This is a genomic window from Geotalea sp. SG265, assembly GCF_022808985.1.
Classification (GTDB): Bacteria; Desulfobacterota; Desulfuromonadia; order Geobacterales; family Geobacteraceae; genus Geotalea.
Genome location: NZ_JAKZFT010000009.1, coordinates 1 through 12,430, shown reverse-complemented (window position 1 = coordinate 12,430; position 12,430 = coordinate 1). Strand labels below are relative to the sequence as shown.

11 protein-coding genes and 1 rRNA gene are annotated in these 12,430 nt (G+C 55.8%); 8 read left to right on the top strand and 4 right to left on the bottom strand.

Translation table 11 applies throughout. The features are described from left to right. Positions 1-43 precede the first annotated feature (43 nt). Together ML541_RS11850 and ML541_RS11845 are read right to left on the bottom strand one after the other, a co-directional pair. Positions 44-712 (bottom strand): glycosyltransferase family 2 protein, encoded by a 669-nt coding sequence (locus ML541_RS11850; RefSeq protein ID WP_243373145.1) that lies wholly within the window; start codon positions 710-712, stop codon positions 44-46. Further along, positions 697-1,518 (bottom strand): polysaccharide deacetylase family protein, encoded by an 822-nt coding sequence (locus ML541_RS11845; RefSeq protein WP_243373143.1) that lies wholly within the window; start codon positions 1,516-1,518, stop codon positions 697-699. Before ML541_RS11845 ends, ML541_RS11850 begins: the two co-directional genes overlap by 16 nt. A gap of 350 nt (positions 1,519-1,868) precedes the next feature. Here ML541_RS11845 and mltG point away from each other — a divergent pair, with 350 nt between their 5' ends. Both mltG and ML541_RS11835 read left to right on the top strand, forming a co-directional pair. Further along, complete coding sequence (gene mltG / locus ML541_RS11840; protein ID WP_243373142.1) at positions 1,869-2,957, top strand: endolytic transglycosylase MltG; 1,089 nt, start codon at positions 1,869-1,871, stop codon at positions 2,955-2,957. Further along, positions 2,926-4,872 (top strand): response regulator, encoded by a 1,947-nt coding sequence (locus ML541_RS11835; RefSeq protein WP_243373141.1) that lies wholly within the window; start codon positions 2,926-2,928, stop codon positions 4,870-4,872. The genes mltG and ML541_RS11835 overlap by 32 nt, the downstream gene beginning before the upstream one ends. 31 nt (positions 4,873-4,903) lie before the next feature. On the opposite strand, the gene ML541_RS11830 is transcribed toward ML541_RS11835, so the two are convergent. Further along, the gene (locus tag ML541_RS11830) at positions 4,904-5,167 is read right to left on the bottom strand and encodes a hypothetical protein (RefSeq protein ID WP_243373140.1); all 264 of its coding nucleotides are present in this window, start codon (positions 5,165-5,167) and stop codon (positions 4,904-4,906) included. 128 nt (positions 5,168-5,295) lie between these two features. On the opposite strand from ML541_RS11830, the gene ML541_RS11825 reads away from it, so the two are divergent. From ML541_RS11825 to ML541_RS11800, 6 genes are all read left to right on the top strand, one after another. Continuing rightward, complete coding sequence (locus ML541_RS11825) at positions 5,296-6,420, top strand: major royal jelly family protein (protein WP_243373139.1); 1,125 nt, start codon at positions 5,296-5,298, stop codon at positions 6,418-6,420. A gap of 240 nt (positions 6,421-6,660) precedes the next feature. Continuing rightward, positions 6,661-8,181: a TolC family protein gene (locus ML541_RS11820; RefSeq protein ID WP_243373138.1), complete on the top strand. Its 1,521-nt coding sequence runs from the start codon at positions 6,661-6,663 to the stop codon at positions 8,179-8,181. A gap of 72 nt (positions 8,182-8,253) precedes the next feature. Further along, on the top strand, positions 8,254-9,246 hold the full coding sequence (locus tag ML541_RS11815; protein WP_243373135.1) for a 4Fe-4S dicluster domain-containing protein: 993 nt from the start codon (positions 8,254-8,256) through the stop codon (positions 9,244-9,246). Further along, positions 9,243-10,109, top strand: a complete 867-nt coding sequence (locus ML541_RS11810) for an FAD/NAD(P)-binding protein (RefSeq protein WP_243373133.1) — start codon at positions 9,243-9,245, stop codon at positions 10,107-10,109. Before ML541_RS11815 ends, ML541_RS11810 begins: the two co-directional genes overlap by 4 nt. After that, positions 10,106-10,861 (top strand): NADH:ubiquinone oxidoreductase, encoded by a 756-nt coding sequence (locus ML541_RS11805; RefSeq protein WP_243373132.1) that lies wholly within the window; start codon positions 10,106-10,108, stop codon positions 10,859-10,861. The genes ML541_RS11810 and ML541_RS11805 overlap by 4 nt, the downstream gene beginning before the upstream one ends. Next, positions 10,845-12,122, top strand: coding sequence for a Ni/Fe hydrogenase subunit alpha (locus ML541_RS11800; protein ID WP_243373131.1), 1,278 nt, complete (start codon positions 10,845-10,847; stop codon positions 12,120-12,122). The genes ML541_RS11805 and ML541_RS11800 overlap by 17 nt, the downstream gene beginning before the upstream one ends. 190 nt (positions 12,123-12,312) lie before the next feature. On the opposite strand, the gene rrf is transcribed toward ML541_RS11800, so the two are convergent. After that, positions 12,313-12,429: ribosomal RNA gene (rrf, locus tag ML541_RS11795) — 5S ribosomal RNA — on the bottom strand. Position 12,430 lies beyond the last annotated feature (1 nt).

Below are 12,430 nucleotides of genomic sequence, written 5' to 3'. Positions count from 1 at the left end.
ACTTCGTTGAGCTATTTGAGGTCGCGAATGCGGAGCGCCCAATTCAGGCGCGCATGTAACGCAAAAAGGTCATGCAGATATTCCAGGTATCCCGCACCGGCCGGTAATGACTTGTGGCACGGCCATCCGCCACCCGCGCCGCTACCGGTAGGGAGCCGATGGTAAAACCGCCGCGCCAAGCCTTCATCAGTATCTCCATTTCCAGATCGTACCCTTCGGCAATAAGCTCGATACTGCGCAGCAGGCGACCGGAGTAGTAGCGAAACCCGGACTGGCTGTCGCTGATTTCGAAACCGGTCCGCTTCCGCATGCACCAGACACCGAAGCGGTTCCAGAAGCTGCGCAGCCCTGCCATCTGGCCAAACTGGGAGAAGCGGGATGCGATGAGGATATCGAGATGGTTTCCCTTGGCATGATCGATGAGGCGGCTAATGGCGGCGACATCATGTTGACCGTCGGCATCGATGGTCACGACCCCTTCGAAGCCGTGCATGAGCGCCCATTGAAAGCCTGTTCTCAGGGCGGTCCCTTTGCCCAGATTGCGGCGATGGTTGATGACGTTGAGCGGCAGTCCGCCTACACACTTGGCGGTCCCGTCCGTGGAGCCGTCATCCACCACCAGAAGCGGCAGCCCCAAAGCCAGTACTTCCTTAACCACGGCAGCGATTGTTTTTTCGGCATTGTAGGCCGGAATGATTATGCAACTTCCCACGTTTCCACCAACTGTTTCATGGTGCAGAACCTGAATGTCTGCAGAAGATGCCTGAGCCGCCCCTCCGCATCGGTCCTGGTTCCATATGCGGCAAAGGCTTGCAACGCCGGAAGGTCCAAGCGAGGCCCTGATGGGTCCATTTCCCTGGGGTGCAGATAGAAAACCGCCGGTTTGCCCGCCTGGTTCAAGGTTCTGGCGGTACGGACGATCACCCCCAGGGGAAAGAATCTAAACCCCCAGCCTCCGCCGGTGGGGAGGTTGCCGAAGAGTGACGGCGTCACCATGGGAGGCACCTCGATAATGGCACCGCCGCTGGTTGCAATGGAATATGGATTGCGCGCACCCCTGGGATCCCCCACGAAGGGAAGGGGATTGCAGCTGGAGTCGTACCGGTAGCCCTCCTCATGGAGGATGTCAAGCGCCCATGGCGTATTACCATTAACGGACCACTGGGGAGCTCGGAAGCCCATCGGCCTGCAGCCAGTCTGATGGCCTATGATTTCCGCCGTCCGTCTGAGTTCGTCCCTGAACTTGTCCGGCCCCAGCAAAGGCACCAGTGTATGGGAGTAGCCATGGGAGGCAATCTCGTGGCCGGCGTTGACTATGTCGCCGGTCAAAGCCGGTTCTTCCTCGGCGACGGAGCCGAGCATGAAAAAGGTGGCCTTCACGTCGTATTCCGCCAGGAGCGTCAGTATCCTCTCCACGTTCGGCCGTACCTGCTTAGGCCCTTGTGGTACGACCGGCTTCCCGTCGTGATTGCAGACGTGATACCAGTCCTCCACATCGATGGTCAATACGTTGTGCACGGTTGTTGCTTCACACCTTTTCAAAGATCCGCCAGACCGTTCGTATTCGCTTCAAAAATTATCGCTCAAAGAAACTTCTGCAAGATTGTCGTGAAAAATATTAACAAAACCGATAAATAAAACAGCGAAATAGCTGCTCCGGGCCAATGAATCAGTAGTGCAGGTTACACCATCTAACCATCCAAAGTCAACCAAGCAGCCGCTTGCATACCCGATGTACGAGCCAGCTGTACCATAGGGGATAAGGGTAAAACAGGGGCATTTGGCCTTGACATAAACTGTAATATCACCTAAAAATGGTCGAATATTGGCCCTTTGTGGGCTTTAATCAAGGCTATCCATCCAGGGATATGAATTTTAACTTTTTAAAAAAGAAGAAAAAATACCGCATCCGGGTCATCCTCCTGCTGCTACTGTTGCTGCCGGTACTGCGGATCGGCATCTTTGCCGCCAATCCTGCAGGCAGCGGCAGAGCTGTGGAGATGGTCACCATCTCTCAGGGAATGACCCCCGGCAAAATAGCTGCGGAACTTCAGAGGAAGAAACTTATTTCCAGTCAGCGGCTCTTCACCGTCTATTCACGGCTCCGCGGTCTAGACGCCCGCTTGAAGGCAGGCACCTACCAGTTAAACGACGGCATGTCGCCGTCGCAGATTCTGCGCAAGCTGGCTACAGGAGATGTCTACCGCTGCCTCTTCGCAGTACCCGAGGGCTATTCCACCTACCAGATTGCCGAAATGCTACAAGCGAGAGGGTTCTTCAAAAGGGAATCGTTTCTCAAGCAGTGCCGCGACAAGGAAATGCTTCGGGACCTGGATGTTCCCGGAACCAGCGTAGAGGGTTACCTCTATCCAGGCGCCTACAACATTCTACCCGGCATGACCGAAAGGGACCTGATCGAACAGATGGTGGTGCAGTTTCAGGAAATATATGCCGCCAGATTTGCCAATCGGGCGAAGCGCTATCCCTTGAATCAGATGAAAGTTCTGACCATGGCATCGATGATTGAAAAGGAGGCCATAGATCCGTCGGAACGTCCCCTGATTGCCGCCGTCTTTCACAATCGCCTGAAAAAGGGGATGCGGCTGCAAAGTGATCCCACCGCCGTTTATGGTATCCGGGCCTTTGCAGGCAACATTTCTAAACAGGACATCATGCGCAAGTCGTCATACAACACTTACCTGATCAAGGGATTGCCGCCAGGGCCCATCGGCAACCCCAGCAGCGCCGCCATAGAGGCGGTCCTCAATCCTGCACCGGCCGATTACCTGTATTTCGTGGCGAAAAAAGACGGCAATCACTATTTTTCAACCACCCTTGCAGAGCACAACCAGGCGGTGGTCCGATACCTGAAATCCTCATCCAAACCAGCTCCCCCAACAACCGGAAAAACGGCGGAGTACGCCAATGACCACCCGAGTATTACTGGCAGAAGATAATGCCGCCCTGGCGCAGATGCTGCAGACCTTTCTCGCCGCCCAAGGGCTGGAGGCTCTAATTGCCGGAACCGGTACCGAGGCACTGCGGGTCCTTTCGTCTAGCAAGGTGGACCTTCTTCTCCTGGACCTGAAACTGCCGGAACTGAGCGGCGTGGAATTGCTGCAGAGATTGCGGAAATCGCCCGAATGGGCGACGTTGCCGGTCGTGATAATGACCGGGGTATACCGGGGGGAAAAATATGCGTTGGGGGCACAGAAACTGGGAGTGCGCCATTACCTGGAAAAACCTTTTTCCAGGCAGGCGTTTCTTGATGCGGTACAGTCATCGCTGGCAGATATGCAGAGGGCTGAAGAGCCCCGGGATCTGTTCGGCATGATTCGCAGCATCCATGAAAGCGGCAAAAGCGGCACCCTCATTCTCCCCCAGGGGGTCCGCGTCGTTTTTCTCCAGGGAGAGCCGGTCACCTTCATATCCCGGGGAGAGCGCAGTTTTCCCTCTTTTCTCTCTTCCACAAAAAAGATAGCTGATGAAGATCTGAAGCTTTTCGTGGATTCCGGGGAAGGAAGGCTTTTCTTCACCCACACCGGCCTTCTCACCTATGACGATCTGGTGGAACAGTCGCGCCTTTTTCTTTCCTCGGCGATAACTGCTTCCCTGCGCGAAGCCGCCGGATTCAGCTTCAAGGAGGAGCCGTTTCCCCAGCTGGAATTCCCCCTGATTCCCCTGTCGGTGCCCAGGTTGGTCTACCAGGCAACCAGAGAGAAGGCTATTCCCTTCCAGGGAGAACAATTCATCGGCACGTATGGCGGGAAATACCCGGCAAGGACAAAAACCTTTTACCGGCTCGCCAACCTGCTCATCCTGCGTCGTGAAGAGATCGACTTCCTCCAAGCCCTCAATCCGCAACGGCCCCTGAAAGAGACGATTACAGCAACGGAGAGCCCCCGGGAAGCGGCCGCTTTTTATAATTTTCTCCTCTCTCTTGGGATGGTGGCCTTTGGCGACCGCCCCACGCCCGACGAAACACCCGGCTTCGTGCAGAAAAACCTCTTCAATCGTCCCATTGAAGAGATAAAAACCAGCGACGAGCCGGCAGTAGGTTTCGACGACCTGGTGGAAGAAGTATCGGAAACCCTGGAACTGGTGGTAGGCACCGACGGTATGGCGGCGCCGCTATCATCGGACGACATCACCTTTGAGCAGACTGTACAGCGGGAATTCGCAAGCATCCAGAACAAAAACTACTATGAAATCTTCGGCCTCAGCCAGAATAACTTCAGCTTCAACGCTCTGAAGGAAGCTTACTTCGGCAAGACCCGCCAGTATTCGCCTGAACGCTTCATGGAGCTTTCCGGCACGACCATGAACATGGCCCAGGATATTCTCTCCCACTATGCCAACGCCTACAACACCCTTTCCAGCGTCGTGGCAAAAGAACGCTATGATGAGATGCTTAATGCGGATACGACCATGGGCATCGACGGGAAACAGGACGATAAGCTCCAGGCACGGATCCAGTTCCAGTCAGGAAGCGTCTTCCTCGAAATGGGCGAATTCGATAATGCAGAGAAGGCCCTCCAGGACGCCTACACCCTGGAACCGGACAATGCCGGTCACTGTGCCCTCCTGGCCCTGGCCATTTACCGCAATCCTGCAAACCACAGCTCTAAGGCGGCGCTGGAAAAGGCGAAGATGCTCCTCGCTAAGTCCCTGCAGATCGAGAAGAACGCGGTTGCTTATGCGCTAAGAGGCTGGATGCTCATGGACGAAGGACGTGAAGGACTCGCCGAGGGGGAATTCCAGAAGGCGCTGAAGATCAACCCCAGGGAAAGCAATGCACGCAAGGGCTTGAACATGATTGCGGAAAAGCGGGAATCAGACAAGAAGGGACTGTTCCGCAAAATCTTCAGCTGATCAGTTCCTCTTCTCCCTTTTTCCGCCACGATCACGCCACGACCAACTCCCGCACCACGTCTCCCATGATCCTGCGCAGGGTTTTCTCCTCCACCGTCTGAAAGAGCCGGCTGCCGCCGAAGGCGATCTCCAGGTAGTCCTGCCAGCTTCGCACCTTAACGGGAACTTCCGTCACCCCATTACCCACCAGTCCGTCAAAAACATGTTCCACTCCGCCGGCTCGCCTGCGCGGTTCCTTTTTGTGCAGCTCCAGATAAACGGCCTGTCCCATGCTGTCGTTGGTGATGTATATCATGCGGCACCTCCATCGTTTTTTATTACTAAACCACATGACTGCGACACAATACGTCGCAAACTATTTGAAAGGTCGCCGGATTCAGCTATCCTTTTTCCAAACACCCGCCATTACCAGGAGGTGCCACCATGGGGAAATTGCCAGTCTACCTTGTGCTGCTGGCAGTACTCACCGCATGCACCACGAATCCGCCAACCAATACCGCCGCCCCCACCCCTATCACCAGAGCGGCGCTCTTCCGCTACCCCTATTTCACCGACCAGCCCACCGGCATCGCCGTTTCCCGCAATGGACGAATCTTCGTAAGCTTCCCCCGCTGGCAGTCATCCCCCCGTTATTCGGTCGTGGAGGTTTTCGCCGATGGCGCTATGCGACCTTTCCCCGATGAAACGTGGAACAGCTGGGGAGCGACGGAAGCAGCCCATCCGGAAGCACATTTCATTTGCGTCCAAAGCGTCGTCGTCGATGATGCCGATTTTCTCTGGGTTGTGGATGCCGCATCCCCAGCATTCAAAGGGGTGGTGCCGGGAGGGGCGAAACTCGTGCGGTTTAACCTGAAGGATGGTACCACGGAACGGGTCATCCCCTTCGACAAGAAGATACTGCCCAGAGAGGGATACCTGAACGACCTGCGCGTCGACACGGAGAAGAACATTGCCTACGTCACCGAATCGGGCACGGGAGCCATCATCGTTATCGACCTGAATAGCGGCCGAACGCGACGGGCACTGGCAGATCATCCCTCCACCAAGGCGGAGGCAGGCTATGTCCCGGTAATCGACGGTAAGGAGCTGCGCGACGAAAGGGGCAATGTACCGCAGATCCATGTGGATGGCATTGCCCTGGACAGGCAGTCCCAGTATCTCTATTACCATGCCTTGACCGCCAAAACCCTCTACCGCATCCACACCAGGTATCTGAATGATTTCAATATCCCTGAGGCTGACCTGGCTGCGAATGTGGAAAAGGTGGCGGAAACCGGAGGGGTGGATGGAATGGAAATGGACGGGAGCGGCAATGTTCTATTCACCGCACTGGAAGAAAACGCTGTAAAGATATATCATCCCCGGGGTGGGATCACCACCATCGTCAAAGATGAGCATCTCCACTGGCCTGACAGCATAAGTATTTCACCGGAACGGTATCTGTACTTCACCGATTCGCAGATAAACCTGACGGCGCGGTTCAACCACGGTACGGACAGACACGTGGCACCGTACAGCTTCTACAAGATCTGGCTAGCACCTTTCTGACGGCTCATTTTTACGGACGTACTTCTGTTCCGATCAGCCTCGACGCGGGCCAAGTTGCCGCCGACACGGACGATCTTCCTCAGCACCTGGGCGGTGGCCCATATGAGCTCATCGCCAGCCGCAAAAAATACCCTTTACAGTTTCCTTAATTATCGCTAAAAATGAGCACTGCCGGGGAAGCTGGAGGAAACTCCCGCCTTTCCGATTGCTGCTTTTGGCACATCAGTGAAGGAATTATTCATGAGACTCCAGAGTACAATCCTGCTCGCCGCCGTTTGTTCAGCCTGTTTTTGCGCTGCCGCCACAGCCTCAGCCGAGGAAGGAGCATTGAATCTTTCCATAAGTGATGCCATCAAACGGGCTGCAGAAAACAACCTGGACGTCAAAGTCGAGCTCTATAACCCTGCCATGGCCGAGGCCGACATACGCAGGAATTCCGGCATCTACGACACCGTTCTCAATGCGCTGGTCAATTACAATAACTCCACCACGGTATCATCCACAGCGGTCATAACCGGGACCGGGATTGTCAGGCAGCGATCAATGGAACTGGATGCCGGCGTCAGCCAGCTCCTGCCCACCGGTGGCACCGTGGCGGCCGGCTTCAATAACATCTGGTACCACAACAACTTCGACCCCGCAAGATCGCTTACCGACTATTACCAGTCGGAGTTGGCCCTTTCCCTGAGCCAGCCGCTGCTGAAAAACTTCGGCAGGGAAAACACCGAGCTGGCCATCAATGTTGCCAGCCTGGCCAAAGAAGGCTCCTTGGATACGTTCAGGACCAGGCTGAGTGATACGGTCTCCCAGGTGTTGAACGAGTACTACCGGCTTTACAGCCTGCGTGAAGACCTGGAAGTAAAAAAGGTATCCCTCACCCTGGCCCAACGGATCCTCTCCGACACCGAAGGAAGGGTCAAGGCAGGGGTTTTGCCGGCCATGGAAATACTAAATGCCGAGTTCGGCGTCGCCACCAGGGAAAAGGACATCATCGATGCACAACATGCTTTAAGCGACCAGATGGACAGAATCCGGGTGTTGCTGCAATTGAATGGGAACCAGGATATCATCCCCGTGGACCTCCCCACCAAGGAAAAGTTTTCGGTCAAGGAAGATGAAGCGCTGACGCTGGCCTTTGCAACGCGGCCGGAACTGCAGGCCCAGCGGGCCGGCGTAAAGAGCAGGGAACTCCAGACTCGGGCACTTCGCAACCGGACCCTCCCCGATCTTGCCCTGAAGTCCAGCGTTTCCCTCACCAGTCTCGACAAGAGCTACGCCACCGGGCTGGATCACATCGGCTCGGCCGACTATCCCGTTTGGGGGGTGGGGCTGCAATTTTCCTATCCTCTGGGCAACCGGGCTGCAGAGAATGACTATATCAAGAGTAAACTGGCACTGGAACAGACCCAGACCCAGCTGCGAGCCTTGGAATCAAACATTGCTAATGACGTGCGGACTGCCATACGGGGTCTCAGGGCAAGTTACAAGCAACTGGAAGTGACGGACCGGGGCAGAGCTTTTGCCGAAGAACGGCTCAAGGCTTTCATCAAGAAGAATCAAGCAGGACTGGCCACCACCAAGGATGTACTCGACGTGGAAAATGACCTGGTGACCGCCCAAAATAACCAGATCCGCGCACTTGTGGATTACAACAACGCAATCACCACCCTCTGGCTGACAACAGGACAACTCCTGGACAAGTACGGCATCAGGGTAAACGAACAACAGGGAGACGCTCTTTACCACCAAGCGGGACACTGACTGTTCTTTGCCGCTAAAAAATTGTCTGCCGCAGATTTAGCGTTAGAATTACAGGGATGACGCGGAGGTTGTATGGCAGAAACGTTTCTGACATATAATGCACTCGGTTCCTTCCTTGTCCGCCTGATGCAGATCGGTACCCTCCATGGCCCGACCCTTAATGATCTGGGAGTGCTCTCTTTCAATCCCGTAACATCCCCTGATCTCCTCCAGTTGAACTATCAACGGACCCTCCTCCCCCCGAAGAAGTATCTCCTCCCCCCCCAATCGCCAATCCTGCACTATGCACCTACAGAGGGCTATACTCCGGCAAAAACGCCAGGTGACGAAATCTTGCTCTTCGGACTCCATCCCTGTGACCTGGCAGGCATCGCCTATCTTGATCGCGTCTTTCTCGACGACCGGCCCGACCCCTTGTACGCAAGCAGACGTGAACGGCTGGTGCTGGTAGGAATATCATGCGAGTCCGATGAATACTGCTTCTGCGGAGATGTTGGGGTGTGTCCGACGGCAGCAGCGGTACCCTTTGATTTATTCCTCTCCAGGCAAGACAGCGGGTTCAGGATTCGTACGGGGAGCAGGCGGGGAGAGGAAATCATTTCCTGGGCAGCCGATATTGTGGGAACCGCCGGTGCAGAAACCAGGCCAGCAGAGGCCGCCGAAACAGCCAGACGGATCTGCCATGCCGTAGGGAAAAGGCGGATGTTCGAAGGGAGTACGCTTTGGGACGACTTTGCCGGCCGGTGCCTTTCCTGCGGAGCCTGTTCCCTGTGCTGTCCCACCTGTTACTGTGTGGACGTGCGCGAATACGGAGCTATCGACGGACAAACGGGAGAGCGGGTCCAGGAGTGGGATAACTGCCTTTTCAAGGCCCATGGAGAAATCGCCGGGGGTATCAATTTCAGAAAAACAAGGCAGGAGCGCTTCCACTACCGCTTTCTCCATAAATACTACGGCTTCGGACCACTGAGAGATGTCATCTCGTGTGTCGGATGCGGCAGATGCCGCGCAGTCTGCCCGGTGGGGATCGATCTACTGGAATTGTTCGGGGAGGAGCCGGCGTGAGTCCATTACCGCAACGGAGGGAAATGCCCATGATCGAGACCCCGGTGCCGGCAGTGATCCTCGCGATGAAGCCGCTGGCACCGGACATCCTGTTTTTCAGTCTGCAGCTTGACACCGGCACAGTAAGCAGCAATTTCAGCTTTGTTCCCGGCCAATTTCTCCAGATTTCTGCAGCCGGTGCCGGAGAAGCTCCCTTTTCACCCGTCAACTTGCCTGGTGACGATGGTGTCATCGAGCTGTGCATCCGAAAGGCCGGGCATGTCACGGCAAAACTCCATACCCTGCAGACGGGGGATTATGTCCATGTCCGCGGCCCCTTCGGCAACGGCTTTCCGGTGAAACAAATGGAAGGACAGGATCTCTTTCTTCTGGCCGGGGGACTGGGCATCGTGCCGCTCCATTCCCTGCTCAGCTATCTGGTGATGCACAGACAACGCTTCGGCGCCATTACCTTCATGTATGGCGCCAAAGAGCCTTCCGCCCTGTTCCTGCGCCAGGAATTGCAGGATATGGCCTGCACCGGCAACATCAAATTCATGGTGACGGTGGAATTCGCCCCCGAAGACGAGACCGGAAAGACCTCCTGCAACATCGGTCTGCTGCCCGACCTGCTTCAGGGCGCTATTATAACTGCTGAGAGAAGCTACGCCGCCGTCTGCGGTCCACCGGCACTATACAAATGCCTTGTGGGGGAGCTTAAGACCCTGGGCTTTAAGGAAGAGCGCATTCTCCTGAGTCTGGAAAGACGCATGAAATGCGGTCTCGGGCGCTGCGCCCACTGCGCCGTAGGGCAGGACCTCTGCTGCATCGACGGTCCGGTCTTTCCCTATAGTGCGCTCAAAGGGATCGAGGGTGCCTTATGAACCGTCCAGTCATTGCCTTTGCAGGATTGACGGCCTGCTCAGGATGTCAGCTAACCCTGCTCAACTGCGAAGAAGAGCTGCCCCAGCTGGCGGAAATGTTCGACTTTGCCTACTTTCCCATGGGAAGGTCGGAAAATGACGATTGTTGCAGCCTTGAAGTTTCTTTCGTGGAAGGCGCCGTCTCGACGCCAGGCGACCTGGAGATCCTCCTTAATTTGCGCAGCCGCAGCCGGCTGCTGGTTGGCATCGGCACCTGTGCCCTCTGGGGAGGGATTGCTGCCATGAAAAACCACCAGCCACGCCTGGAGCTTACCGAGGCAGTTTACGGCAATTTCGCCAATGCCGTAAAGACCTTTCCTCCGGGTCCGCTGAGCCGATTCGTCACGGTGGATTTTGCCGTTCCCGGCTGTCCTCCCGAAACAAACCAGGTAATGCAGGTCCTCGCCTCCCTCCTTCACGGCACATTGCCGGTTTTTCCCGGTTATCCGGTCTGTACCGAGTGCCGCAACAGGGAAAATCTCTGCTTGCTCATCGAAAAAAATGAACTCTGCCTGGGCCCGCTGATTCAGTCGGGGTGCAATGCCCGCTGTCCTGCAGTTTCAGTGGCCTGCGAAGGCTGCAGAGGGCCGGCGACCGAGGCCAATGTTGCCGCAGAAATCGACTTGCTAGTGGAAAAGGGGTTCAGCCGGGAGGAAATCAACAGCAGGTTACGCCGCTTTTATCCGGAGTGGGACAATGGGCAACGTTATTGAGGTAAAGCCCTTAACCAGGGTGGAAGGCCACGGCGCTGTCCGTGTTTTTATGGACGGCAAACGCGTGGACCGGGTCGAACTGGCACTGGTGGAATCCCCCCGGCTGTTCGAGGGGCTTCTGCTCGGCAAGCATTATACGGAAATCCCCGACATTATCTGCCGGATCTGCTCCCTCTGTTCAACCATCCACCGGGTTACGGCCTTGCAGGCCGTTGAGAAAGCCATTGCCGTCCAGGTATCGAAGGAGACAGAACTCTACCGCCGCCTCATCGTCCTGGGGGGGCATATCCAAAGCCATGCTCTGCATCTTTTCTGCCTGGCTCTGCCCGATTATTTCAATTCCGCCGGCTTTGCAGACCTTGCACGACAGGCACCGGACCTGCTCAAGGTGGGCCTGAAGATCAAAGCGGTGGGCAACGATATCCAGGAGACCGTTGGCGGGAGGCTGATCCATCCGGTAAACGTCAAGATCGGCGGCATGGGGCGAAAACTGGGGAGCAAAGATATGCTACGACTGCGGCAAGGCCTGGAATCCGTCCTGGCCGACACGGTACGCACAGCCGAGCTCTTTGCATCTTTTGCAACGCCGGGGCCGCAGTTGCCGACTCCGATTTATCTGGGCATCAAAGGAGGAACGACTGAGCCGCTTTTCGGCGACAAGCTCGTCACGAGCACGGGAAGAAGTGCTCGGGACGCGGATTACACAAACGCCCTGAAGGAACGCATCAGTGGACACTCCCACGGGAAGATCAGCACCTTCGGCAATGAGGTAGTTGTAGTCGGGGCATTAGCCCGGTTGAATCTGGAAATGGAGTTGGCAGCAGAGGCTCAAGCGGCCCTCGCCCGGCTGCTTGGCATTAGGCAGGGCGACATGTGGTACAACAATCTCGCCCAGGCCATCGAGCTAATTCATGCCGCAGAGGCAGCCATGGAAATAATTGAGGTTCTGTCGTATACAACGAAAAGAGCCGAGCCCCCTCTTATCAATGCACCACAGCATGCCGCAAGGGGCACCGCCGTAACGGAAGCACCCAGAGGAGTCCTCATCCACAGTTACGCTTTCGATAACAGCGGATTTTGTACTGCTGCGGACATCGTAACCCCTACTGCGATAAATCAATTAGCCATGGAGCGGGACCTGCTGTATTTGGCGAAGGCAATGGAGGGAGCAGAAGAAGAGGAGCTAAAACTCAGGCTGGAAAGGCTGGTCAGAACTTATGATCCCTGCATATCCTGCGCGGTGCATGTAATAAGGCTATAGAAGGCGGAACATGGGTAATGTCAGGAAAATAGTTTGCCGTTTTTACCGACGGAAGTATACGAGGAAGGTCAGTGGGGTGTAATGGGGCAGAAAATACGGTTAGAGTTTTGTGCTAAGGGAGTAGGAGAGAGCGGTTTTATGGATATAAAAAAGCCCCGACTGAGAACAGAAGGGGCTTTTCTGAATTAAATCCCGGCGGCGACCTACTCTCCCACACAGCTACCCGTGCAGTACCATTGGCCCTGAGAGGCTTAACTTCCGTGTTCGGGATGGGAACGGGTGTGACCCTCTCGGCATAGCCACCGAGA

Bases quoted from the DNA above. Each gene is read 5' to 3' on its own strand.
- ML541_RS11800 (WP_243373131.1), top strand. From the start codon at position 10,845: ATGGGCAACGTTATTGAGGTAAAGCCCTTAACCAGGGTGGAAGGCCAC.
- ML541_RS11805 (WP_243373132.1), top strand. From the start codon at position 10,106: ATGAACCGTCCAGTCATTGCCTTTGCAGGATTGACGGCCTGCTCAGGA.
- mltG (WP_243373142.1), top strand. From the start codon at position 1,869: ATGAATTTTAACTTTTTAAAAAAGAAGAAAAAATACCGCATCCGGGTC.
- ML541_RS11830 (WP_243373140.1), bottom strand. From the start codon at position 5,167: ATGATATACATCACCAACGACAGCATGGGACAGGCCGTTTATCTGGAG.
- ML541_RS11815 (WP_243373135.1), top strand. From the start codon at position 8,254: ATGGCAGAAACGTTTCTGACATATAATGCACTCGGTTCCTTCCTTGTC.
- ML541_RS11820 (WP_243373138.1), top strand. From the start codon at position 6,661: ATGAGACTCCAGAGTACAATCCTGCTCGCCGCCGTTTGTTCAGCCTGT.
- ML541_RS11825 (WP_243373139.1), top strand. From the start codon at position 5,296: ATGGGGAAATTGCCAGTCTACCTTGTGCTGCTGGCAGTACTCACCGCA.
- ML541_RS11835 (WP_243373141.1), top strand. From the start codon at position 2,926: ATGACCACCCGAGTATTACTGGCAGAAGATAATGCCGCCCTGGCGCAG.